The organism is Neobacillus sp. FW104-15D2, from assembly GCF_058790155.1.
Genome location: NZ_JBYTCJ010000049.1, coordinates 1 through 23480, shown reverse-complemented (window position 1 = coordinate 23480; position 23480 = coordinate 1). Strand labels below are relative to the sequence as shown.

Genomic DNA, 23480 nt, shown 5'->3' with positions numbered 1-23480 from the left:
GAAGGTCGCAGGTTCAAATCCTGCCCCCGCAATCTTGAAAAAAGCGAAACTTTTGTTTCGCTTTTTTGCATTTTGGCTAAAATAAAGAAGGAATCTAAGTTTGTCCTAATAGGAGCATGGTGATTTTGTTAAAATAGAAGAAACGAAGAGATAACCTGCCTTTTTTGCTGAAATGAAAAAAATCATGTAAACTACAAATAGACTAGGTAACCTTAGGAGTAGTTCCTAAGGTTTTTTTGAACCATTTGTGCAAGACTGATTAATAATTAAATGAGGGAATCCTTATCTTATAAAAAGGTGATTAAATGAGTACTTATGAATTTCAATCCAGCAGTCCGGAGGAAACAGGTGAATTTGCGTTCAGACTTGCTGAGCATCTTCAGCCCGGTGATGTGATAGCTCTGGAGGGTGACCTAGGGGCAGGGAAAACTACTTTTACAAAAGGGCTTGCGAGAGGGCTGGATATAAAAAAAACGGTCAACAGCCCAACTTTTACTATTATCAAGGAATACAATGGGAGAATGCCGCTTTATCATATGGATGTTTATCGTGTCGAAAATGCATATGAGGATCTTGGTTTTGATGAGTACTTTGAAGGTGATGGAGTTACTGTAGTGGAATGGGCCCATTTGATTGATGACCAGCTTCCCGCTGAACGGCTGACCATTTATCTTTATCATGATTTAGAGCAAGGGCGAAGGGTAGTATTGGAACCTAAGGGGAACCGATATGAGCAATTATGCAGGGAGATTTTTTTATGAAAATATTAGCAATAGATACATCTAATTATGCTTTAGGAGTGGCGTTAGCTGATAATGATAAGATACTTGGCGAATATATTACATACTCCAAAAAAAATCATTCTATAAGGATTATGCCAGCCATTCAAACACTAATGAAAGACTGTGACTGGAAGCCGGCAGATATAGAAAAAATTGTAGTGGCTAAAGGTCCCGGCTCTTATACTGGCGTACGAATTGGAGTAACGATTGCCAAAACCATGGCCTGGTCACTTAATGTTCCTCTTTCAGGAGTTTCAAGTCTTGAAGTTTTAGCCTCAGGAGCAGCGAGATATTTCAATGGTCTTGTAGCACCTTTATTTGATGCCCGAAGGGGACAAGTTTATACGGCTTTATTTAAAGGTGAAGAGGGACAATTAAAGCAAATTGAAAAGGACCAATTAGCCCTGATGGCTGAATTTGCGGAGAGCTTAAAGAACCGAAAAGAACAAATTCTTTTTATTGGAACTGATCTTCATATTCACCGCCCGCTAATTGAAGAGATTCTTGGCGATCAGGCCCAATTTGCTGAAATGACAGAACATAACCCACGGCCGTCTGAGCTTGCATTACTGGGGAGAAACAGGCCCTCCGAGGATATACACAGCTTTGTTCCTAACTATATTCGCCTGGCGGAGGCGGAAGCCAGTTGGTTAGAGAAAAATAGAAAAACTAATTAGGGATAGGATTTTAAAAATGGATAATACATTTTCTTTTCGTTTTATGCAGGAAAAGGATATTGAGCAAGTTCACAGGATTGAAGAGCTTTCTTTTAGTATACCCTGGAGCAAGGAAGCTTTTTACAATGAACTATTTCAAAACAAGTTTGCTGTTTATATAGTATTGGAAATGGACGGAAATATCGTTGGTTACTGTGGAGTTTGGATTGTAATTGATGAAGCACATGTAACCAACGTAGCCATTTTACCGGAGTTCAGAGGAATGAAACTGGGTGAAGCCCTCATGATGTGTTTAATGAACGTTGCAAGAGAAAAAGGCGCTAAGACAATGACTCTTGAAGCTAGGGTAACAAATCACGTTGCACTGTCACTTTACCGGAAAATGGGATTTCAAAATGGCGGAATAAGAAAAAATTATTATACGGATAATCAGGAAGATGCTTTAGTAATGTGGGTGAATTTATGAAAAAAGATCAATTAATTATGGGTATGGAAACTAGCTGTGATGAAACGGCAGTCGCAATCATCAAAAATGGCCGGGAAATTGTGGCTAATGTAGTAGCATCTCAAATTGAAAGCCACAAACGGTTTGGCGGAGTTGTACCGGAAATAGCATCGAGACACCATGTCGAGCAGATCACAGTTGTCCTGGAGGAGGCTATAAACCAGGCAGGTATACAAATGGCAGACTTGGATGCAATAGCTGTCACGGAAGGGCCAGGGCTCGTAGGAGCGCTCCTGATTGGTGTAAACGCAGCGAAGGCATTAGCCTTTGCGAATAACCTGCCGCTTGTTCCCGTTCACCATATTGCAGGCCATATTTATGCAAACCGCCTGGTAACAGAAATGAAGTTCCCTCTCTTATCTCTAGTGGTATCCGGTGGCCATACTGAACTTGTTTATATGAAAGAGCATGGGCATTTTGAAGTAATTGGAGAAACAAGAGATGACGCGGCCGGAGAAGCTTATGATAAAGTGGCCCGGACCCTTCATATGCCATATCCGGGAGGGCCCCACATCGACAGAATGGCACAGGAAGGTTCTCCCACCATTGATTTGCCGAGAGCCTGGCTGGAGGAAGGTTCATACGATTTCAGCTTCAGCGGTTTAAAGTCAGCTGTCATTAATACTGTTCATAATGCGGAACAGCGAGGGGAGATCATTGAACCCAAAGATCTTGCTGCCAGCTTTCAGGAGAGCGTAATAGATGTCCTTGTTACGAAGACATTAAGGGCAGTAAAAGAATATAAAGTTCATCAGGTATTGCTTGCTGGCGGAGTAGCAGCCAATAAAGGCCTAAGAGCTGCTTTAGAAAAGGCGTTTAGCGAACTAACGGATATTGAACTGGTCATCCCTCCTTTGGCTCTATGTACGGATAATGCTGCAATGATAGGGGCAGCAGGAAGTATATTATTCGAAAAAGGAAAAAGGGCTGACTTAGCACTGAATGCTAATCCAGGTCTGGATATTGATATTTATAATTAATGTAGGAGCAGTGTATTCATAAGATACACTGCTTTTTTGTGTAAGACGCCGTTGATTTAAATGTTGATATTAGCAATTATCAACAATGAAGTTAAACTTAAACTATGGAAAAAAAGAATTATTGTGGATAAACAGAAAATCATTTTTCGAATTTTTAAGTAAATGTGGACCAATGACCATGATTCTGTGGATAATGTGGATAAGTTTAGCTTATTCTGTGGATAATGTGGAAAAACTTCAAATGTGTTGTAAGTAGGCTCTTTTCTTTGTGAATAACTTTGTGGATAAAAAAAACACCGGCTTTTGAACCGGTGTTTACCAGATAATAGAGTTGCTTTTAATCATACGTTTACTGTCAGTTTCAGTATTTCATTCTGCCAGCTCGGCCCACTCATCCATTGTTTCTTCAAGTAGAAGTTTTGCCTGTTCATTTTTTTGATTGATTTGATGGACCTTTTCATGATCCTGAAAAACAACTGGATCACATAGTTGCTCCTCATATTGCTGTATTTCATTTTCAAGCTCTTCTATTTTTTGCTCGACTTCCTCCAGCTTCCGCTTTCGCTGGCGTTCAAGCTTTTTAGCTTCTTTATCTAGTTGGTAAGAAGTTTTTTCTTGTGTTTCAGAGACCGTTATTTTGCTGTTTAAATCAAGAGAAGAGCTTTCCGCTTCTATTTCAGCCAATTCCTGTTTCTTTTCGACAAAATAGTCATAGTCACCAAGATAATCAACGGCACCTGATGGGTTTAACTCCAGAACTCTAGTACCAATTCTATTAATGAAGTATCGGTCATGGGAAACAAATAAGATTGTTCCCGGGTATTCCACAAGTGCATTCTCAAGAACCTCTTTGCTGTCCAAATCAAGGTGGTTTGTCGGTTCATCAAGGATAAGCAAATTAGCTTTTTGCATCATAAGCTTTGAAAGGGCAAGACGTGCCTTTTCACCGCCGCTTAAGGTCGATACAATTTTAAGAACATCATCGCCCGAAAATAGGAAGTTCCCCAGTACCGTTCGAATTTCCTTTTCGCTTTTGAGAGGATAGTCATCCCATAATTCGTTCAGGACCCTTTTATTGCTTGTTAATTCAGCCTGCTCCTGATCATAATACCCAATGGTAAGGTTGGAACCATATTGAAAACTGCCGGAAAGGGAAGGCAGCTTTTTAACAATCGTTTTTAAAAGAGTGGATTTTCCGATTCCATTAGGCCCGACAAGAGCAATGCTCTCTCCCCGTGTGATCCGGAATGAAATATTTTCAGATACCTTTTTTCCAGAATATCCTACTGCTACATCCTGGAGGGTAATAACGTCATTTCCGCTTTGCTTCTCAATATCAAAAGAAAAAGCTGCAGACTTTTCATCACCTAAAGGCCTGTCCATTCTATCCATTCTTTCGAGTGTTTTTCGGCGGCTCTGCGCTCTTTTCGTGGTGGAAGCACGCGCAAGGTTTCTTTGAATGAAATCCTGAAGCTTAGAAATTTCATCCTGCTGCTTTTCATATTGCTTTATGTCCCGTTCAAGGTTCTCCGCTTTTTGTTTTAAATAAGAACTATAGTTTCCGGGAAATCTTTGAATCTGGCGGCGGGAAAGCTCATAAACCTGATTAACCACCTTATCAAGGAAATAACGGTCATGGGAAACAATCAGAATGGCTCCTTCATAGCCCTGAAGATATTGCTCAAGCCAAGTTAAAGTATCAATGTCAAGATGGTTGGTAGGTTCGTCCAGTATTAAAATATCCGGCTTTTTTAATAATAGCTTACCAAGTGCCAATCTTGTTTTTTGGCCACCGCTTAATGAAGAGACAGTAGTAGAGTGGTCAAAGGATTGGAAATTAAGCCCATGCAGGACAGATCGAATATCGGCTTCATATTGATAGCCTCCAAGTTCCTTGAACTTCACCTGTAAAGAGTCATATTCCCGCAAAATTCTTTCATATCGGTCAGAGTCTGAGAATGCATCGGGGTCAGACATCTTGACCTCCAGCTCGCGTATGGTTTTCTCCATTTTACGAAGATCCTCAAAAACTGACAGCATTTCTTCCCAAATGGATAAATTGGATTCAAGTCCAGTATTCTGTGCCAAGTACCCAATCGTGGCATCCTTTGGTTTTATAATTTCACCACCGTCATAGGAAAGGTGGCCGGCGATAATCTTTAACAGTGTAGATTTTCCTGCTCCGTTCCGTCCTACCAAAGCAACACGGTCCCTGGTTTGCAGTTCCAGTTTTATATTCGATAAAATAAGCTCAGCGCCATAGTTTTTTTCCAGCTGATTAACCTGTAATAAAATCATTTTATTCACCTCAGTACTTACGATAAGTTTAACCGATTAGAGGTACACCGGCAATAAAGTGAATCATGCAAAAGGAATTTAAAAGAATGGAAGCGAAAATATTAAGCAGATTAATATATAAAAACAATAAAAACCAAATAAACATATGTGAAGAATAATACAAAGTTCACACACAATATGGGAAAAATAGTGTATTATTTTGATGAGAGGGGTTTTTATAATGGCTGAATTTACACATTTTAATGATGAAGGCAGGGCAAAAATGGTCGATGTCAGCAGTAAGCCGGAAACAGCACGAACTGCACATGCCCACTCGAGTATAAAAGTTAGCAGAGAAATCTATAACAAGATTACCAACCAGGAAATGAAAAAAGGCGATGTGCTGGCTGTAGCCCAGGTAGCAGCTGTTATGTCAGCCAAAAAAACATGGGACATCATCCCTATGTGCCACCCTATTTCGCTTACAGGTGTAAATGTAACCTTTTCATGGGAAGAGGAAGGCCAGGATGAGTATAAATTAAATATTTCTGCGGCAGTGAAAACAAAGGGACAAACAGGTGTTGAAATGGAAGCGTTAACAGCCGCCTCTGTGTGTGCACTGACCGTTTATGATATGTGCAAAGCAGTTGATAAAGGGATGGTCATTGGGCCAACTTATCTGGTTGAAAAAACCGGAGGGAAGAATGGCGATTTCAAAAGAACGGAACTATAATTCATTAGAGGAGAGAGGAAAGAAACATGAGCAATGAGACCATAAAAATACCACAGGCAACGGCCAAAAGACTGCCGCTCTATTATCGCTTTCTCAATCATCTCCATACATCAGGAAAGCAGAGGGTGTCTTCAGCAGAATTGAGTGACGCAGTAAAAGTTGATTCAGCCACTATTCGACGGGATTTTTCTTATTTTGGAGCGCTCGGAAAAAAGGGGTATGGCTATAATGTTAATTACTTATTGACCTTCTTTAGAAAAACACTGGATCAGGATGAATTGACAAAAGTCGCACTTATTGGTGTCGGAAATTTGGGAACGGCTTTATTGAATTATAATTTCTTGAAAAATAACAACACCAAAATTCAAATTGGCTTTGATATTAGCCCCGAAAGAGTGGGTTCCAAAATTGGTGATGTTCCCGTCTACCATATGGATGACATTGAAAAATACCTAAAATCTGAAAAAATACAAATTGTGATCTTAACCGTTCCCGCTCCTGCAGCCCAGCCGGTAACAGACAGACTTATTAAGGCAGACGTTAAAGGGATTTTAAACTTTACACCTGCCCGTTTGCACGTGCCGCCTACAATAAGAGTGCACCATATAGACCTTGCTGTTGAGCTGCAATCATTAATATACTTTCTGAAGCATTATCCTTCAGAAGAAGAAGCACTTTAAAAAAGGCGATAAACTTATTTTTAGATTTTCGCTCCAAGACACTCGCTTTCCGCGAGCGGTTCGGCAAACTTCAGCTCCTGTGGGGTCCACCTGATCCAATTTTCCCGCTGGAGTCTCCTTTCATGCGTTACAATCAGCGCTGCTTTTTTAACACAGCCTAAAAAATAAAAAGGTGAGTTCCAATTCCGGAACTCACCTTTTTGTATGCTTTTTAATCCTAAAATGAAAACCTACCATCTTAAGGCCTGAGGCTACATCAAATGTGGCCAGCAGAACAAGCAGGTAGGTAAAAAATCCCCATCCATCGTCCTGAACATCCTGAATGGCAAAATAAGTGAACAGAACGCCGAGCAGGAAATAAATGATGCCCGAAAACAAAGGTGACTGTCTCATAAAAATCCTCCAATAAAGCTTTGAATTTTGTCAGCGTCCTGCATCATTCTTTCGATTTGGTCTTTATAAACAGATTGGACTAATACGACAAAAGTATTCATCGCCACGTGAGCGAACATGGATACAAAGATATTTTTCGTTCTGACATATAGAAAAGCAAAGGTAAATCCCATTGAAGCGTACAGTAAAATGTGAACCGGCTCCATATGGGCAAGCGCAAAGACGACAGAACTAATCAAAGCGGATATGAAAAAGTTAAAGCGCTTATATAAGCTGCCAAAGATAATTTTTCGAAACACTATCTCCTCAAGGATAGGTCCGATAATGGAACTGATAACCAACACTAAAGGAAAAGCCTGAATTAATTTTAAAATAGCCTGGGTGTTTTCAGATCCCATATTAATTCCCAGAAGTCTTTCAATGCTTGCGGCAATTGATTGGGCAAAAAGAGCAAGAAAAACACCGCCGATAGCCCATGCCACCGAGCTGCCGACAGAAGTACGGCCTCGGGCAAATTCAGGCGACATTCTTTCTTTTCGCAATAAAAACAATGTAATTAAAAAGGCAGCTGTAAAGCTTATAAGCAGCCAATACGGTATAGCAAGCCGCTGCGATTCTAAAGTACTGTTACCCGAAGCTTCGAGTATATGGGTGACAAGCGGAATTCCGACGAAACTCGACAGCTGCATGGCGATATATACAATTAAAATAATCCAATATTCCTTTTTCAATATATAATCTCCCTTTCAGGCTCTTAAATTAATTTCTGCACTATTCCTCATTCTACTCATAAAAGGCGATTTCTTTCAATCAGAAGGTACTTAGGATGGGCAAAACTGCGTGACCTTAGCCATAATGGTAAGGTTGAAAAAGAGAAAAATTTTTTGGGTTTTTTTATATCTCCTGCTTGCAAAAGGTTAGTGGATTCATTATTATAATAATTGTGTTAGCACTCAACGTGATAGAGTGCTAATAAATCAACTACATAAAAAATTTGAGGAGGTTGTTTGATTTGTTAAAGCCACTAGGTGATCGTATTATCATTGAGCTTGTTGCATCAGAAGAAAAAACTGCAAGCGGTATCGTTTTACCGGATTCAGCTAAAGAAAAGCCGCAAGAAGGAAAAGTTATAGCGGTTGGAACTGGACGTGTTCTCGATAATGGCGAACGTGTTGCTCTTGATGTTTCTGAAGGTGACCGCATTATCTTCTCAAAATATGCCGGTACTGAGGTAAAATACCAAGGAACTGAATACTTAATCGTACGTGAAAGTGATATTCTTGCTGTAATTGGCGAGTAATCATGTGAAGATGGCAGTTAAATAATACTGCCGGACCTGATAAATAATTTAAAATACAGGAGGTTTTTGAACTATGGCTAAAGAGATTATGTTTAGTGAAGATGCCCGCCGCGCAATGCTTCGTGGTGTTGACGCATTGGCAAATGCAGTAAAAGTTACTCTTGGACCGAAAGGACGTAACGTGGTTCTTGAGAAAAAATTCGGTTCACCGCTTATTACTAACGACGGTGTAACGATTGCTAAAGAAATCGAATTAGAAGATGCATTTGAAAACATGGGTGCAAAGCTTGTAGCAGAAGTTGCCAGCAAAACTAACGATGTAGCTGGTGACGGTACTACTACTGCTACAGTTCTTGCTCAAGCTATGATTCGCGAAGGCTTGAAGAACGTAACAGCAGGCGCAAACCCAATGGGAATCCGCAAAGGTATCGAAAGAGCTGTTATTGCAGCTGTTCAAGAATTAAAATCCATTTCCAAGCCAATTGAAAGCAAATCTTCTATCGCACAGGTTGCTGCAATCTCATCTGCTGACGAAGAAGTTGGCCAATTGATTGCTGAAGCAATGGAGCGCGTTGGCAACGACGGTGTTATTACAATTGAAGAGTCTAAAGGCTTTACAACTGAATTGGATGTAGTAGAAGGTATGCAGTTTGACCGTGGCTATGCTTCTCCTTACATGGTAACTGATTCCGACAAAATGGAAGCTGTTCTTGAAAATCCATATATCCTAATCACTGACAAGAAGATCTCCAGCATCCAGGAAATCCTTCCTGTGCTTGAGCAGGTTGTACAGCAAGGCAAGCCATTATTGCTGATTGCTGAAGATGTTGAAGGTGAAGCTCTTGCTACTTTAGTAGTTAACAAACTTCGCGGTACTTTCAATGCAGTAGCTGTTAAAGCTCCTGGATTCGGCGACCGCCGTAAGGCTATGCTTGAGGATATCGCTGCATTAACTGGCGGCGAAGTAATCACTGAAGAGCTAGGCCGTGAACTTAAATCTGCGACAATCACTTCTTTGGGACGTGCTTCTAAAGTTGTTGTTACAAAAGAAAATACAACGATCGTTGAAGGTGCTGGAGATTCTGCACAAATTTCTGGTCGTGTAAATCAAATCCGCGTTCAATTAGAAGAAACTACTTCTGAATTTGATCGTGAAAAATTACAAGAGCGCCTTGCTAAATTAGCTGGCGGTGTAGCAGTAATCAAAGTTGGTGCCGCTACTGAAACTGAATTAAAAGAGCGCAAGCTTCGCATTGAAGATGCTTTGAACTCAACTCGTGCTGCAGTTGAAGAAGGTATCGTATCTGGCGGTGGTGTTGCCCTTCTTAACGTATACAGCAAGGTTGCTGAAATCCAGGCTGAAGGTGACGAAGCTACTGGTATCAACATCGTTCTTCGTGCAATGGAAGAGCCTGTACGCACAATCGCTCACAACGCTGGCCTTGAAGGCTCTGTAATCGTTGAGCGCTTAAAGCGTGAAGAAGTTGGAACAGGCTTTAACGCTGCAACTGGCGCTTGGGTAAACATGATCGAAGCCGGTATCGTTGACCCTACTAAAGTTACTCGTTCAGCTCTTCAAAACGCAGCATCTGTTGCTGCTATGTTCTTAACAACTGAAGCAGTTGTTGCTGACAAGCCAGAACCAGCTGGTGCAGGCATGGGTATGCCTGACATGGGCGGCATGGGTGGAATGGGCGGCATGATGTAATTAGCGCCCAAACCCCTTGATACATGAGGGTTTTATGTAAGAGGGGAGCGGAATGCTAACATCTTGCTAACATTTCTCACCTAAAATTAGAGGTTTCTCATGAGTTGTGCAAACTTGTGGGAAGCCTCTTTTTTCATTTCTTTCGTTACGTGCAGATAGACGTTTTTTGTTGTTTCGTCGTCACAATGACCTAGACGTTCCATAATCTCTTCTAAGCCTACCTTTGCTTCTGCTAACAATGACGTATGTGTATGGCGCAGAGAGTGGGGAGTGAGATCTGGATTTAAGCCTGCCAGCTTCAGCAGCCGCGCCATTCTATTTTCCACGGTCTTGATGAAAATAGGGTAGCCTGGTTGTTTCTCTTTCTTGGCGAAAATGAATCCTTCATTAAGATAGGTTTCTCCATAGTACTCCTGCACTTTCTTCTGCAGTAGCATATGCTTCTTAAGAGCTGCAATGACTTCTTCATCTACTACGATGGCTCGTTTAGATTTCCTCGTCTTAGGCGGCACTAATTGATACTCCAGCGTGTTATTTGTTGGGTTGTAATAGGTTTTCGTGATGCTGATGGTTTGCTCATCAAAGTTAATGTCCTTCCACTTGAGGGCTACTAACTCACCCGCTCGGACCCCTGTGTAGGAAAGGGTGAGAAAGATTAGATAATCTAAATCCAAACCTTTAGTAGCGGCTGTTTTCAAGAATAAAGCTAGCTCTTCCTTTTCCATGTATTTAGGGATTTCTTGTTCCTCTAATTCCTCAATGGTTTTTCTGTCTTTCTTCAGGTAAGCAAACTCCGTCGGGTCATTTTTAATAAATCGCATCTCGATGGCTTTCTTAAAAATCATCCTGCCAGTGCGATGCACACCGTCCAACGTGTTATCGGCATATCCTTTCTCTTTGAGATCATTCAAAGCATCCTGATACCTTTTAGCTGTGATGTCCTTTAGCTTTAAAAGAGAGAAATACGGCAATAGCTTGTTAATCTCGTGCTGCCGGATACGAATCGTGCCAGGCTTTACGTTATTCTTTTCGCTATACATAAGAAGCCAATCGCTTGCGAAATCTTTAAATACGACATTCTTTTCTTTTACATAAGTGCCTTGATTAAGTTCGTATATAAATTCGGCAGCGGCTGCCTCAGCTTCTTGCTTAGTATGAAACCCCCCTTTCGTCTTTTGTTTTCTTTTCCCGGTTGCTGGGTCTCTACCGATATCAATTACTAAGCTCCAAGTAGATCCGCAAGAGCAACGTTTCTTGTTACATGTGCAGCCTCTTCGAAAAAAATGTCCTTTCATGTTCCTTAAACCTCTTTTCTTGGTGAAATGTTCTTGCAATGGTTATCTATTATTTCCATTGCCCGCAGAGAGGATACGTTTGTCTATTTACTAGCCTCTTCTACGTTCAAACTGCGCGGCTAGAACTTTTTTTCTGCTTTTGGTCAGCAATCCACATCTCCAAGTCCGATTTCTCCACACGTTTGGAAGAGCCGATTTCGAAGTTGGGGATGCCACCGTGCTCTATATCAAGTTTGAATAGTTCATAGACTGTTTTTCTGGAGATGCCAAGGAATTGCGCAATATGAGCTGCCGTTAGTGTATCGGGTAGAGATTCCCAAGTTGTATATTGTTTTGATGTATTCATCGTAAACCCCTCCAAATTGCTTTTTTGTATATATTTCGGTTTTTTATCCATACTATGGATATCAGTTTCTGTTATTCATCCAAATTGGTATACCAATCCGGATGAACTACCGAACATTTCTTAATGGAAAGCCCTGTAAACAGGGCTTTTAAGTAATGTCGTTATTTTGTAACCCGGTTGGTGAAATAGGTTTCGGTAGTTTGTCCATTGGAGTTCCTCTATGTTTCTGGAATTTGTCCATTGGAAGTAATTGTTCAAATAAGTTTTCGCAAAAGCTAAGCTTTGGAGGCTTTTCCGGTGTTATTAGAACTTCATCCACAAAGTAGAGGATGATTAGCCTTTTTTCTGTAATGGCCAGCGAAACATCTAGTATTTGATTGAAGCGATGATAAAAGACATCCAAATCTAGCGCTCCTTTCAATTCATCAACTGTTTTTGAGTAGGAAACAAGGTCATCAATGGTTGCTTTGTACCTTTGTTCCAAAGAGGCAGCTATTTCTTCTAGCTCCTTATCACCTTGTTCTTTTGCAATACAACCCTTTGATCGAGCTTTGTCAATAGAGTTTTTTAATTTGGCTATATTTTTTTTAATGCCTTGTTGGAATATTGTAAGGTATTCTTCTGATGTTATTTTTATGGTTGGCGCAGTCATAAAAGATTGGACATGTTTGAAAGTCTGGGGTAAAAGTTTTTCATGTAATTCATCGATGGCTAGTTTGTAGTCACAGTTCCGGCATACATAATATTGGTATAGATATGAAATGCCGTTCCTTTTGGTCGAACCGTTTTGGTTGGCCAGTTTCTCGCCACAGTCCGCGCAGGTTAGTTTATTTAAAAAGAGGAAAGGGGTATCCAGGCGTCCGGAACTTTTTTGAAGCTGATTATTAATATCACTAATTTGTTTGAGGAAGCTATCAATCAAGGGTTCATGGAAATCCTGGAATTCATATTTCCTTTCAATATTTGATTTTTGAATATCCCATTTCAGCGTTCCGGTATAAATAGGGTTCTTTAAAATGTTCTCTATCGTGCTAGGTCTCCATGCTTTGCCAGATGGAGAAGGTATTTCGGCTTCGTTCAGAATGGTTGATATCTTTCCCATTGATACTCCCCAACTATGAAGGTAGTAGATAAAGCTGACAATTTCAGCATCCTCATTAGGAATAAGCTTTTTATTAACCTGTTTATATCCAAAGGGAACTTTGGAGCCTGGCCGTGTCTTTTCGTCGGCTTCCAAATGGGCAATCAAATTCCCGACTGCGCGGTTTGATTTTATTTCTGATTCTTGTCGGTAAAGTAAAAGAGCGATTTTGTTTTTTTCATTATCTGGATTAAAAGGATCATCTGAATTAGTTGTATATACTAGAATGTCAGGTATTACTTCCTTTAAAGGCCGATAGAAGTCCAATACAAATGTATAAGCTGTCCGGTCCATTCGGGATTCTTCATAAAAGATTACAGAAGGAATCTTTGTTTCCATCATCAATTCTTTGAGTCGCATTAGTTCTTTTCGTTGATTAGCTCGTTTGTTATATGCGCTCGTAACATCCTCGATAATGATAAAATCCTCAGGGACACTCAGTCCTTTCTTCCGGGCATACTCCAAAATATGGGCTTTCTGTATTTCAACACTATTGTTTTCCTGTTGTTTATAAGAGGAACGGCGGATATAACCGAATGCTAAAGTCATGCTGTCTCTTCTCCTTCCAAAATAATTTCCTTCTCCATTTCATGCAGGTAATCAAAGTAAAAAATATCTACCTCAACTTGATCTCCATAAATCCAGATTCCATTTATGAGCATGTCACAGAGCATTGATGGATTCACATTAGATTGGTTGATTAGTGCACCTTCAATTAACTTGATGACAGATTTATTTTTCTGGAGAGCGTTTTGGTTTTCTCTGATTTGTTCCAGGCAGTTTTTGTACTCCTGTTTCAATTGTTGTTTTCGTTTATATCTAGGGTCATCTTTCCAAGTGGAAGAATAATCATCGGATTCCAGGACTAATTCCTCTATGACTTCATTGAGATTTTGGTCAACCCTATTCATTTCATTTTCCAGGTTCTTTTTGATTGCCCTGTAACAATTGATGGAATGAGTAATTAACTTTTCTTTATCAAAGTTTTGAAAAATGTGATTTAAAACGCCCCGGATTAACTTAGAAACATCTGAAAACGACACAACGACTTTGGGATGTAAATTTGCAGAACAAGAATAATATGCGCTGTTAGACTCTTCTTCAACTTTGTAAATGAGAGGCTTCCGGCAGTAACCGCATTGGGGAGTGTAAACGTTTTGGACCTTCAGCGATTTTTTTCGTTCAAGAAAAGCGTGAAAAATTTCTCCTTTGCTTCTCTGAAGTTGTAAAAATTCCTCAATAGAAATATAAGGGGTGACATGATGGAGCTTGTTGGTCCCCTTTTCTAGGTCATATCCCGCATAAAATGGATCCGTAGCCAGGGAAATTAATTGTTCGTCTGTTTTTTTGAATCTTTTCCGATACTCCTTCGTGACCTTATATAAATCATCAATGGAACCAATTTCCTTAAGAGCAGCAAAGTACTGTTGGACGATTTCCTGTTTGGACGAGTCATGTAAAAAGCGCTTTGTCTCTTTTTGTTTTTGGTAACCAAATTTTTTCGCCGGATATCTTAATCTTGCCTCCCGGCTTCTGCGAGCGATGTTTTTCCCCTCAATGTCACTAAACATGCTCAGTAATCCTTCTACAAAAACGTCATCACTTGCCGGCATGTTTCCGTTCCCCACTGATGTGTAAATCACTTGGACATTATACTTAGCGCGCAAGTCATTAAACTCCATTCCCTCGTAAAAATCACGAAAAAGGCGACTCCGGTCAAAGGCATAGATACTGTGAACTTTATTATCTTTTATCAATGAAATGAGCCGTTGCATCTCTGGTCTTTCACTGATTGCTTTTTTGTTTGCGGAAGTTGCTATTTCATTGATAATCAATATTTCATCGTGCGGCAGTTTCTCGCGGAAAGGGAGGTCTGCAGCCTCCTGTGTTATGATATCTTGTCCTGCTGTACTTACTCGCCGGAAGAAAACGTGCGTTTTCTGGCTGTTAATAACATTCATCTAATTAACGTCCTTTCTTTCTCTGGATAATTCATATAGCAATTTTGCCTGCAGTCTGTGTGGGATATTAAGCTCCCCGATTAGGAGGCGCGCTATTAAGTGTTGAATCCACACATTTGAAACCGGATTTTGCTCGGGAATTGACCCTAATTTTATGCGGCGTCTAATTGTAATCACCTCCACCCGTTATCTTTCTCAGGCAGAGGCAGAAATTATTCCGCTATTCTTTCAAAGGCTCTTCCTCGAAAAGGTCAAAAGAGAGCTGAACATTCCCTTCTTGGCCGCCTTTTTTAATTAAAACTGTTATAATTCCACGGTTCCGGCCAGGGAAAGAGTCATTGGATATTTGATGTATTTTCATTTTTAGGCCTCCTTTGACTCTGGTACTCTTTAAAGCTCTCAAATAAAAAAGGTGAGAGGGTTCCTTTCTCCAAAGGTTTTCTTAATTTGTTTATTAAAGAGGAGGGATTGGCGCTCATGAAAGCATCCCCCTGTTTCGCAAGCGCTGGATTGCAGCCTGTGTATTGTTTCGAATCTTACTTTCTAAAGTGTTTTTTTGAGTTGGTTTCATGGTGTATATTCCTCCAATTATATTAAAATGTTCGGTAGTCCATCCACCGGCATAAGGAACATAACCATTAGAGGAGATTTGTCAATAGAAATAAAAAAATAAAGGTTATTAATTGGATTAAATTAATAATTTCAAAAGTTCTGCTTTTTGGATATACATGCAACATATTTTTACAAAAACTAATATAATTTCCTAAGAAGGGGTGCTATTACAATGAGTATGTTTCACGTAGGAATAATAAAGAGTTACTTACAGAATGAGTTTAATGGCTTAATTGATATTTCTGATTACAAGGATAAGTCAGCCCAAGAACAAGAAACCGTTTTTTTGACGAGAGCACTAGCGGCTTTTTCTATCAAGATGTTATGCGATATAAGTTCTGAAGAAGCGGGGAATTGTGTCACTGATGGCTATGGTGACAATGGAATAGATGCTCTTTATTACAATCAAAAAGAAAAGGTTCTTTATCTTGTACAAACAAAATGGAGACAAGATGGCACTGGAAGTGTGGATCGAGGAGATATACAAAAATTTTTCTTAGGTATACGTGACCTGATTGTACCTAGGTATGAAAGGTTCAATGAAAAAGTACAAAAACGTAAAGAAGAAATTGATATCGCATTGAGAGATGCAAATACAAAATTTATGGTTGTTCTTTCTTATACTGGTCAGGCAGAACTAGCAGCTAATATCAATGAAGACGTAAAATCTTTTCTAATGGACCTTAATGATTCCTCAGAGTTTGTTAGTTTTAAATCTCTAAAACAGGCAAACCTTTATAATATGATAGCTAAAGGTGCCCAGGGTGAACCCATCAATGTTGAGGTTGCTTTATCAAACTGGGGTGAAAATGAAGAACCCTTTAAGGCATATTATGGTCAGGTGGCAGCAAGTGATATTGCGATGTGGTGGGAAGAACATTATCCTAGTTTATTTTCTCCAAATATCCGGTTGTTCTTGGGAGATACAGATGTAAATGACAATATTGTAAAAACTCTAAAAGAAGAGCCAGAAAAATTTTGGTATTACAATAATGGTATTACTGCATTATGTTCTACTATCAAAAAGAAACCTTTAGGCGGTAATACACGGGCCTATGGAATATTTGAAATTGAAGACTTAAAAATTGTTAATGGTGCACAGACTGCGGGGTCAATTGCGCAAGCTGCAAGGAACTATCCCGAACAAGTGGGGATGGCCAATGTGTCAATTAGGTTTATCCAATTGAAAGATAGTCCTGAAAATTTCGAAAGAGAAGTAACTAGAAATACAAATACTCAAAATAAAATTGAAAAAAGAGATTTCGTTTCATTGGATCCTGAGCAGGAACGTATAAAAGATGAGCTTAATTTACATGGTATTACTTATATTTACAAATCAGGTGAGAGTATAATAGACACACAAAACAGTTTTGATATTGTGGAGGCAACAGTTGCTAGAGCATGTAACCAAACTGATATTGATTTAGCAGTGCAAGCTAAAAGGGAAATCGGGAAACTATGGGATGACATTAATAGGGCTCCTTACAAAATCCTTTTTAATAGCGGAGTAGATAGTTTGGAGCTTTGGAGACAAGTACAAATTTTGAGGGTAGTTGAGGGAGAGTTATCCCTAAAAGAAAAAGAGCTTAGTGGTAGAGAGAGATTATATGCAATTCACGGAAACCGATTTATTACTCATTTAGTTTATCAGAAAACAAAAGATATTGAACGTTCTGATGGAATAATGTTAACTGATACCGAAAAGGAAACAATTAAACAATATACATCAGATATACTCATCGATTTGATATCCATGGCAGAGGCGGAATACCCTGATTCAATGCTTGCTAGTTTATTTAAAAACTTATCTAAATGCAAAGATCTAGACTTGATATATTCTAAACGAACTAATGAATAGTACTAATCTGGTGAGTTCATTAGACATTTGACTAGTCTGAGGCGATGCTACATTTTACTTAAATGTTATGGGATAGATTAAGAAATCAAATGTATGTAATAATTGGCGCCAGTTAGTTGGGTGCCTTTTTTATTGATATATGCTTTAGGTTATGCGGGCTACTGACTACGAATTGTACCCTCCCCTGTAACACGATTTATTATTAGACTCGTGTACAGAGGAAGTGATACTAGCGTACATGCTTTAGTATAAAGCTGGGAACTTGATGACGCTGCTGTTTAGTACCTGAATCTCTTCACCTTACCACTAGCTTTTATAGCACATACAGTTTCGCCCGCATGCATTATGGTAAGTACCACTGGCCGTAACCAATCGAAACTCCACCGAACCGTTACTGCAAGAAGCCGTTCCCGCTTCTCTAAGTCTCACAATCCGGTCGTAAACAGCAGAAAGACCTTGTCTAATGATTGCTACGCTGATTTTCTGCATCGGCTCAGCTCACCAACCTCTTATTTAACGTGACTTAAGGGCGCTCCCACGGTTACTTATTCTTTTCGCCGAATTTTATTGTCGAGTCCGGATAACGACAGCGTTTAGACAGAGGTAGCATCTCTGACCCTTTAGGGGATTTAACTCTGTGGTTAATACAACCTTTTGGGAAATAAAGTGCAACATTTAACTAGTGAAATTTATTAGGCATTGGGGACTAGGTTTTCTTTAATACGTAATATAATGGATTTCTTGTATGAGGATTTGATGATTAGTACCTTACAAGTTAATCCCTAAAAATTGAGAAAATAATACAATAAAATACAAAATATGAGAATAATAGAATAATTTGTGTTATAATAAAGTGGAATAATCTAGTAAAAAAGGAGAGGTGTCTTGTATGAGTAAAATCATTACTGTACATATTAATGGGGAGCCAAAAGAGGTAGAAAACAGGAAATATTCATTTCAGGAAGTAATTGTACTCGCTTATGGAAGTTACGATGAATCACAGAAATCATATACTATGTATTCCACAAGGAAAAATGATGATGGCGGCAAACATAAACAGCAGTATTCTTTCGGAGATGAGATTGATATGAAAGAAGGATTGCGTATAAATGTCGACTCAACTAATAGATCATAATGATGATTTAAGAAAGCTAAGGGATGAAAAGTACAATATTTCTATTGTAAACGGTCACCTAGTAGTGAGTGGAATCCCTTATGTAAATAAAAACAGAGAAATTTTGTCGGGCACAATTTATTGCCCATTGACTCTATCTGGGGAAAAAACAATACAGCCTCAGGACCATACAGTATGGTTTGTGGGAGAACATCCTTGCGATCAATTTGGGAAAGAAAATACAACATTTGTGAATAGTCCTCAACAACATCACTTATCCCCTGAAATAATTGGAACATTCTATTTTTCTTCAAGACCAGAGACTGGAAACTACCCTGATTTTTACTCCAAGATTACCCGATATATAGATTTATTATCAGCGCCTGCAAAGTCAATAGACCCTGGCATTTCTGCACAAGGTTTTAATTTTGAATATTACACTGATAACAACGTATTTAAATATATCGATACCTTTTCAGCCCGGGCTGGTTTATCCCATTTAGAGAGTTTAAAAGAGCAAAAAATAGCAATAGTGGGATTAGGGGGAACAGGTTCTTTTGTTTTAGATTTTGTTTCCAAAACTCCAGTGAAACAAATTTCTTTATTTGATGGAGATATAATGTTAAACCATAATGCTTTTAGAATTCCCGGGGCAATGGCATTGGAGGAACTTAAAGGTAGGCCAAGTAAAGTTTCATATTTTAAAGAAAAATATGAGGCACTACGTACAGGAATAATTGATAATGAGCTATATCTAGATGAATCAAATGTATCCCTGCTAGAAGGTCATGATTTTGTTTTTATATCCATAGATAAATCTGAGGCTAAGAAAGTTATAATTGATTATCTAGTGGGATCGAAAATACCATTTGTAGATTTAGGGATGGGGATAAGTGTTGTAGGAAATTCCTTAAGAGGTTCGATAAGAAAAACTCTTATTACGCCGGACAATTATTCCAACCTAGATAAAATAGCAATGGGACCACTTTCGGAAGAAGATATCTATACTCGAAATATCCAAATTTCTGAGTTAAATGCTTTAAATGCTATTCTAGGTATTATAGCTTGGAAAAAAATGATGAAGTTCTATCTTACAGAGGAAATCTCCTTCAACTCAATTTTTGTAATTGATGAGGAGGAGATCATTCATTAAACATAAATTTGTTGAAACTATGCCCCCTGAAGTAGAAATTGAAGAAAATGTTCTATACATTTCAATTGAGTATGATGTTGCAAAACATAGATGCGCTTGTGGCTGCGGTTCAATTATCGTAACAAGTTTGTCTCCAGCAAGGTGGAAATTAACATATGATGGTGAAACTGTTTCTCTTTCTCCTTCAATCGGTAATTGGAATCATAATTGTCAGTCCCATTATTTTATTACCAAGGATCAAGTGGTATGGGCAGGGCCTTTGAATCAAAAGCAAATCAATGAAGTAGTAAAAAATGATAATGAATCTCTAAGGAGCTATATCGAAACATCAGCTAAACCAAAGAGCTTTATTGAACGGTTAAAAAGTATATTTAAATTTTGATAAGTGTAAACTCACCCAACATCTCTTGTGTTGCCACATACACTCAACTCATGTGGAGTTTGTAACAAATAGCGATGCATATAAAATTTGCATCGCTTTTGTTATATGAGTCATCAAGTGATTTCATCATTGACTGGCTAACAACATGCTAACATTTTGCTAACGAAGTACAATAAATCACAGTAAATCTAGGTTAAAGATGTTACACTCAGCACCTGCAGAGTGCTGATTCTATGCGACTTTCTTCTAATGCGGTTAAAAATGTTACAGCATAAAACTATATGGGCGGCATGATGTAATAAACATCATAAAGCCTTGATATTAGAGGTTTTTAAGAATGTTCATACTTTTGCTCATGGAGTAAAAAAATGTGCATTTCACAAACTAAAAGCTCACTTTATTAGAGAAGGCCTTTCATCAGTTTACTCAACTGATGCGAGGCCTTTTCTTTTTTATTAGTCATATGTGCATAAATGTTATAGTTGTGTTAATGTCCGTATGCCTATTTACTTCTACAGTCACTTCAATCAAAGAGAGGTGTGAGTATGATTTATATTATGGAGTGGGGCAGGCTGCATGGTCCAACGATAAGGATAGATTATGAAATACCATACCAACATTCACCGCACTAGGATAGGTTTGGGCGATATGACTCTTGCAAATAAGTTTAAAAACCTTCATATTGAAGAAGCGGAGGTGCGATATGCGGAACGATATACAACCAAATGAACGGGCTTTCTCTTCCAAGGAGGTGGCAGAAGAAGTGGGAATTGCAACTCCCACAGTTCGAAAGTATGGCCAAATTTTAGAGCGGAATGGATATGAGTTTTTGAAGGATGGCGACCGACGTATCTTTGTTCAATCTGACATAGGAGCGCTTATAGCGTTACGCGATACGGACAAGCCCCTAGACGATACAGCTAAAGATCTTGTGGAACAACAAAAAGATAGATTAGAAGTATCCAATGAAACAGAGATAGCGGTAAACGATACATATGAAAATTTACCACACGACCCAAATCAATTAAAAGAAGTCTTAATGTTTTTAGTCAATGAACTTGCAGCAACACGTGAAATGAATGTTCAACTGACAAACGATATGTCACAGTTAAAAACAAAGGTTTCCCAACTCCAGCAAGACCATCATGTTATAAGTTCAAGTATTGGAAATTCAGCACAAAGAACTAATGCTAAAATTGAAAAATTAACTGAACAACAAAATATCCATTACGAAACATTGCTTCAGCAAGAAAAACAAAGAAGTGAGCTCTTGCAAAAAGAAATACAAAGTATGCGGGACGAACAGAAAAAAGAATGGAATTCACAAAATGATTTTAATAAACGCTTAGAGGAAACGGTACAAAAACGTAAAGTAAAATGGGGAGGACTTATCTCCATATTCCGGAAGTAGTTGCTGTTAAGGTTTTTTGCTAAAAATAAAATGAGAATAAAAGTATTGGAGTCGCGATTCACCCAACTTAATAAATCATATTGAAATATTTGAGTAGCATATTTGAAACATAGAACTAAGAAAGAGTTTTTCAACTTAACAGGATTTGGTACTTGCTTGTAAGAACACGGCGGTACCAATGTATCGGCGATCTACCGAAGCTAAACGAAGGCTCAATTTAATTCCAGGAGATTTTTAAGCGGCATACATCTAAACAATTACACAACCTTAAATCAAGCAAAAAAGGCAATTCAATAAAATGGGAGTTTATTTTGTGAACCTCATTAAAAAACAAGAGTCAGTCCCTGATAGAGTTGCTTGAGGAATGATCGGCTTTTTTGTGCTGTGTATCAGTAGGCGATATGATTTGTAATAAATTCGATACCTTAACTTGAAAGAAAAGCAGAGTTCTATATGCAAACATGATATACATACGTATGAATGAGCATTCCTTTCAAAGGAAGTGGGGATGCCTCGCTGTTGTAAAGTTTGTAAAAAATCTTGAGAGAAACGAATTGATTTTTTAAAAATAGCTTGGCCTATCTGTATTCCATCCGAAAGCGAAGCACTTATAGCGTTACGCGATATGGACAGGCCCCAAGGCGATACAGCTAAAGGCCTTGTGTATTACAGAAGGAAGATAAGAACGATTAAATGAAACAGATTTAGCGACACTCGGATTCATATGATGAATTATCCCAAATCCCAAACTATTTAATGAGATATTAATGGTGCTAACTAATGAACCACCAGTAACACCTAATATGAATGGCCAATTGACAAGCGATATGTCCTTGTTGAAAGTTCACAGCTCAAGTTTTTTTGTATTTCGTATCGCTGGGCGATATAACATGCAAATAGATCCATAGAACCTTCATCTGAAATAGAAAGGAAGTTGAAAATGCGACTGGACATACATTCGTATGAATGAGCATCCTGTACCAAGGAAGTGGAAGAAGTGAGGATGCTGTATCCAAAAGCATAGTCAAAACCTAGAGCGGAACGAATATGAATGATTAAAGATGGTGAATGGCCTATCTATATTCCATCGGACATCGAAACCTCTATAAGTGTTACACGATATGGAAAAGCCCTTAGGCGATACAGCAAATACCTTATGTTTCAATAAAAGGGAAGATTAGAAAGATCCAATGTAGCAGAGTTAGCATTACCCCGATACATAAGACAATTTCACCCTCCCAAACAATGTAAAGGCAATTTTTATGGTGTTAATCCAATGATCTCACTCCCACATATGAAGCGATGTCCAACTAACAAACGATATGGATTAGCTAAAAACAACGGATCCCGCGACTCCAGCATGATCAACATATTATAAATTCTAGTATTGGAAATTCAACTAATATAACTGATGCTAAAGATTGATACTCACTACTAAAAATTAGTGCCATTAGAAAAGGATTTGACTCCTTTTCTTAAGTCTCGTTTAAAATAATCAGGTGTCAAACAAATAAAAAACAGAAATCCCTAAGTTCCAACATTCGAATCCATTTTTCAAATTTCAACAATTTCCCGAGAAATAATCGACAAAATTAGATGCATGTAAATTGCGGTTTGTTTTTGCTGTTAAGAAAAAGTAGTGGTAATAACAGGGCAAGTTCTCCCAAGAAGTGGGTACAATTATGCTGTTTAATCCAGTCGACCAACTGTAATAGAAACACAGATTTAGTGGAAAACGTTTGAATCTCCTTTCCTTCTGGTGTCATGATACATGCAGTAATATTGTCCTTATGAACATCCATACCGCATGCTCTTTCAATGACTACATCCATTGAAAACATCCTTTCTACGGCAATCGTTATGATTAGAGGCTGGTGCATCAACCAGAATAGGATTAATCTACCATGTGTGCTTCCCGTAAGGGAGCGACAATCAGTGGTGCACCGAAGTCGGTGGAGTCAGACTAACGGATGGGCTCTCTAACGCACCATAGTTAAGCGACCTTCCTCTCCCAGCCGTAGAATCAGTATTGACGGTTCTAACCCATTTTCATTCTCTGTGGTGAAGCGCTGATCTTTGCGCTTCATGTATGCCTAACGGGGCAGGTGTGCGGCCGAGCCTAGGTCGTATCATATAGCGGGTGGGATTCCCGCCGAGTAAGAACTAGCCATT

At 38.9% G+C, this 23480-nt stretch carries 22 protein-coding genes and 1 pseudogene; 13 read left to right on the top strand and 10 right to left on the bottom strand.

Translation table 11 applies throughout. The annotated features are described in order from the left end of the window. The first annotated feature begins 305 nt into the window (after positions 1 to 305). Genes tsaE through tsaD form a run of 4 tightly spaced genes read left to right on the top strand, consistent with a single transcriptional unit; the run spans position 306 to position 2944 of the window. A complete protein-coding gene (gene tsaE, locus AC3WR0_RS24380) occupies positions 306 to 761 on the top strand; it encodes a tRNA (adenosine(37)-N6)-threonylcarbamoyltransferase complex ATPase subunit type 1 TsaE (RefSeq protein WP_492554692.1) in 456 nt (151 codons plus the stop codon). Next, on the top strand, positions 758 to 1459 hold the full coding sequence (gene tsaB / locus AC3WR0_RS24375) for a tRNA (adenosine(37)-N6)-threonylcarbamoyltransferase complex dimerization subunit type 1 TsaB (protein WP_492554691.1): 702 nt from the start codon (positions 758 to 760) through the stop codon (positions 1457 to 1459). The genes tsaE and tsaB overlap by 4 nt, the downstream gene beginning before the upstream one ends. 16 nt (positions 1460 to 1475) lie before the next feature. Continuing rightward, on the top strand, positions 1476 to 1925 hold the full coding sequence (gene rimI / locus AC3WR0_RS24370) for a ribosomal protein S18-alanine N-acetyltransferase (protein ID WP_027322801.1): 450 nt from the start codon (positions 1476 to 1478) through the stop codon (positions 1923 to 1925). Next, positions 1922 to 2944: a tRNA (adenosine(37)-N6)-threonylcarbamoyltransferase complex transferase subunit TsaD gene (gene tsaD, locus AC3WR0_RS24365; protein WP_492554690.1), complete on the top strand. Its 1023-nt coding sequence runs from the start codon at positions 1922 to 1924 to the stop codon at positions 2942 to 2944. The genes rimI and tsaD overlap by 4 nt, the downstream gene beginning before the upstream one ends. Positions 2945 to 3313: 369 nt before the next feature. Here tsaD and AC3WR0_RS24360 read toward each other — a convergent pair whose 3' ends face one another. Continuing rightward, positions 3314 to 5242 (bottom strand): ABC-F family ATP-binding cassette domain-containing protein, encoded by a 1929-nt coding sequence (locus tag AC3WR0_RS24360; RefSeq protein WP_492554689.1) that lies wholly within the window; start codon positions 5240 to 5242, stop codon positions 3314 to 3316. Between the two features lie 220 nt (positions 5243 to 5462). Between AC3WR0_RS24360 and moaC the strand changes: the two genes are divergently transcribed. Both moaC and AC3WR0_RS24350 read left to right on the top strand, forming a co-directional pair. Further along, complete coding sequence (moaC, locus tag AC3WR0_RS24355) at positions 5463 to 5954, top strand: cyclic pyranopterin monophosphate synthase MoaC (protein WP_027322798.1); 492 nt, start codon at positions 5463 to 5465, stop codon at positions 5952 to 5954. A gap of 26 nt (positions 5955 to 5980) precedes the next feature. Then, entirely contained in the window at positions 5981 to 6634 is a 654-nt protein-coding gene (locus tag AC3WR0_RS24350) for a redox-sensing transcriptional repressor Rex (RefSeq protein WP_027322797.1), read from the top strand. A gap of 192 nt (positions 6635 to 6826) precedes the next feature. Here AC3WR0_RS24350 and AC3WR0_RS24345 read toward each other — a convergent pair whose 3' ends face one another. After that, entirely contained in the window at positions 6827 to 7027 is a 201-nt protein-coding gene (locus tag AC3WR0_RS24345) for a YdiK family protein (protein ID WP_027322796.1), read from the bottom strand. Then, positions 7024 to 7758: a CPBP family intramembrane glutamic endopeptidase gene (locus AC3WR0_RS24340; protein ID WP_492554688.1), complete on the bottom strand. Its 735-nt coding sequence runs from the start codon at positions 7756 to 7758 to the stop codon at positions 7024 to 7026. Before AC3WR0_RS24340 ends, AC3WR0_RS24345 begins: the two co-directional genes overlap by 4 nt. Positions 7759 to 8039: 281 nt before the next feature. Between AC3WR0_RS24340 and groES the strand changes: the two genes are divergently transcribed. Both groES and groL read left to right on the top strand, forming a co-directional pair. Then, on the top strand, positions 8040 to 8327 hold the full coding sequence (gene groES / locus AC3WR0_RS24335; RefSeq protein WP_027322794.1) for a co-chaperone GroES: 288 nt from the start codon (positions 8040 to 8042) through the stop codon (positions 8325 to 8327). Between the two features lie 73 nt (positions 8328 to 8400). Further along, entirely contained in the window at positions 8401 to 10035 is a 1635-nt protein-coding gene (gene groL / locus AC3WR0_RS24330; RefSeq protein ID WP_492554687.1) for a chaperonin GroEL, read from the top strand. Between the two features lie 86 nt (positions 10036 to 10121). Here the strand turns inward: groL and AC3WR0_RS24325 are convergent, their stop codons facing one another. From AC3WR0_RS24325 to AC3WR0_RS24305, 5 genes are all read right to left on the bottom strand, one after another. Beyond that, on the bottom strand, positions 10122 to 11330 hold the full coding sequence (locus AC3WR0_RS24325; protein WP_492554686.1) for a site-specific integrase: 1209 nt from the start codon (positions 11328 to 11330) through the stop codon (positions 10122 to 10124). A gap of 106 nt (positions 11331 to 11436) precedes the next feature. Beyond that, positions 11437 to 11676 (bottom strand): helix-turn-helix domain-containing protein, encoded by a 240-nt coding sequence (locus AC3WR0_RS24320; protein WP_492554685.1) that lies wholly within the window; start codon positions 11674 to 11676, stop codon positions 11437 to 11439. A gap of 148 nt (positions 11677 to 11824) precedes the next feature. Further along, positions 11825 to 13366: a recombinase family protein gene (locus tag AC3WR0_RS24315; RefSeq protein WP_492554684.1), complete on the bottom strand. Its 1542-nt coding sequence runs from the start codon at positions 13364 to 13366 to the stop codon at positions 11825 to 11827. Then, positions 13363 to 14778, bottom strand: coding sequence for a recombinase family protein (locus tag AC3WR0_RS24310; protein ID WP_492554683.1), 1416 nt, complete (start codon positions 14776 to 14778; stop codon positions 13363 to 13365). Before AC3WR0_RS24310 ends, AC3WR0_RS24315 begins: the two co-directional genes overlap by 4 nt. A gap of 220 nt (positions 14779 to 14998) precedes the next feature. After that, on the bottom strand, positions 14999 to 15139 hold the full coding sequence (locus tag AC3WR0_RS24305) for a hypothetical protein (RefSeq protein ID WP_492554682.1): 141 nt from the start codon (positions 15137 to 15139) through the stop codon (positions 14999 to 15001). A gap of 423 nt (positions 15140 to 15562) precedes the next feature. On the opposite strand from AC3WR0_RS24305, the gene AC3WR0_RS24300 reads away from it, so the two are divergent. Continuing rightward, complete coding sequence (locus AC3WR0_RS24300) at positions 15563 to 17248, top strand: AIPR family protein (RefSeq protein ID WP_492554681.1); 1686 nt, start codon at positions 15563 to 15565, stop codon at positions 17246 to 17248. A 306-nt stretch (positions 17249 to 17554) separates the two neighbouring features. Here the strand turns inward: AC3WR0_RS24300 and AC3WR0_RS24295 are convergent, their stop codons facing one another. Beyond that, positions 17555 to 17737 (bottom strand): hypothetical protein, encoded by a 183-nt coding sequence (locus tag AC3WR0_RS24295; protein WP_492554680.1) that lies wholly within the window; start codon positions 17735 to 17737, stop codon positions 17555 to 17557. Positions 17738 to 18137: 400 nt separating this feature from the next. Between AC3WR0_RS24295 and AC3WR0_RS24290 the strand changes: the two genes are divergently transcribed. The 4 genes from AC3WR0_RS24290 (at position 18138) to AC3WR0_RS24275 (ending at position 21308) form a co-directional block, all read left to right on the top strand. Continuing rightward, entirely contained in the window at positions 18138 to 18383 is a 246-nt protein-coding gene (locus tag AC3WR0_RS24290) for a hypothetical protein (RefSeq protein ID WP_492554679.1), read from the top strand. Further along, positions 18358 to 19515 (top strand): ThiF family adenylyltransferase, encoded by a 1158-nt coding sequence (locus tag AC3WR0_RS24285; protein ID WP_492554678.1) that lies wholly within the window; start codon positions 18358 to 18360, stop codon positions 19513 to 19515. Before AC3WR0_RS24290 ends, AC3WR0_RS24285 begins: the two co-directional genes overlap by 26 nt. A gap of 19 nt (positions 19516 to 19534) precedes the next feature. Then, positions 19535 to 19897: a ubiquitination-like system serine protease family protein gene (locus AC3WR0_RS24280; protein ID WP_492554677.1), complete on the top strand. Its 363-nt coding sequence runs from the start codon at positions 19535 to 19537 to the stop codon at positions 19895 to 19897. A gap of 703 nt (positions 19898 to 20600) precedes the next feature. After that, complete coding sequence (locus tag AC3WR0_RS24275; RefSeq protein WP_492554676.1) at positions 20601 to 21308, top strand: SH3 domain-containing protein; 708 nt, start codon at positions 20601 to 20603, stop codon at positions 21306 to 21308. 1670 nt (positions 21309 to 22978) lie between these two features. Here the strand turns inward: AC3WR0_RS24275 and AC3WR0_RS24270 are convergent. After that, a pseudogene (locus AC3WR0_RS24270) lies at positions 22979 to 23140 on the bottom strand (IS110 family RNA-guided transposase); the annotation flags it as partial. Positions 23141 to 23480 lie beyond the last annotated feature (340 nt).

Excerpts from the sequence above, each read along its gene's own strand:
- tsaE (WP_492554692.1), top strand. The coding sequence starts at position 306 with ATGAGTACTTATGAATTTCAATCCAGCAGTCCGGAGGAAACAGGTGAA.
- tsaB (WP_492554691.1), top strand. The coding sequence starts at position 758 with ATGAAAATATTAGCAATAGATACATCTAATTATGCTTTAGGAGTGGCG.
- rimI (WP_027322801.1), top strand. The coding sequence starts at position 1,476 with ATGGATAATACATTTTCTTTTCGTTTTATGCAGGAAAAGGATATTGAG.
- tsaD (WP_492554690.1), top strand. The coding sequence starts at position 1,922 with ATGAAAAAAGATCAATTAATTATGGGTATGGAAACTAGCTGTGATGAA.
- AC3WR0_RS24360 (WP_492554689.1), bottom strand. The coding sequence starts at position 5,242 with ATGATTTTATTACAGGTTAATCAGCTGGAAAAAAACTATGGCGCTGAG.
- moaC (WP_027322798.1), top strand. The coding sequence starts at position 5,463 with ATGGCTGAATTTACACATTTTAATGATGAAGGCAGGGCAAAAATGGTC.
- AC3WR0_RS24350 (WP_027322797.1), top strand. The coding sequence starts at position 5,981 with ATGAGCAATGAGACCATAAAAATACCACAGGCAACGGCCAAAAGACTG.
- AC3WR0_RS24345 (WP_027322796.1), bottom strand. The coding sequence starts at position 7,027 with ATGAGACAGTCACCTTTGTTTTCGGGCATCATTTATTTCCTGCTCGGC.
- groL (WP_492554687.1), top strand. The coding sequence starts at position 8,401 with ATGGCTAAAGAGATTATGTTTAGTGAAGATGCCCGCCGCGCAATGCTT.
- AC3WR0_RS24325 (WP_492554686.1), bottom strand. The coding sequence starts at position 11,330 with ATGAAAGGACATTTTTTTCGAAGAGGCTGCACATGTAACAAGAAACGT.
- AC3WR0_RS24320 (WP_492554685.1), bottom strand. The coding sequence starts at position 11,676 with ATGAATACATCAAAACAATATACAACTTGGGAATCTCTACCCGATACA.
- AC3WR0_RS24315 (WP_492554684.1), bottom strand. The coding sequence starts at position 13,366 with ATGACTTTAGCATTCGGTTATATCCGCCGTTCCTCTTATAAACAACAG.
- AC3WR0_RS24310 (WP_492554683.1), bottom strand. The coding sequence starts at position 14,778 with ATGAATGTTATTAACAGCCAGAAAACGCACGTTTTCTTCCGGCGAGTA.
- AC3WR0_RS24305 (WP_492554682.1), bottom strand. The coding sequence starts at position 15,139 with ATGAAAATACATCAAATATCCAATGACTCTTTCCCTGGCCGGAACCGT.
- AC3WR0_RS24300 (WP_492554681.1), top strand. The coding sequence starts at position 15,563 with ATGAGTATGTTTCACGTAGGAATAATAAAGAGTTACTTACAGAATGAG.
- AC3WR0_RS24295 (WP_492554680.1), bottom strand. The coding sequence starts at position 17,737 with ATGCAGAAAATCAGCGTAGCAATCATTAGACAAGGTCTTTCTGCTGTT.
- AC3WR0_RS24290 (WP_492554679.1), top strand. The coding sequence starts at position 18,138 with ATGAGTAAAATCATTACTGTACATATTAATGGGGAGCCAAAAGAGGTA.
- AC3WR0_RS24285 (WP_492554678.1), top strand. The coding sequence starts at position 18,358 with ATGTCGACTCAACTAATAGATCATAATGATGATTTAAGAAAGCTAAGG.
- AC3WR0_RS24280 (WP_492554677.1), top strand. The coding sequence starts at position 19,535 with ATGCCCCCTGAAGTAGAAATTGAAGAAAATGTTCTATACATTTCAATT.
- AC3WR0_RS24275 (WP_492554676.1), top strand. The coding sequence starts at position 20,601 with ATGCGGAACGATATACAACCAAATGAACGGGCTTTCTCTTCCAAGGAG.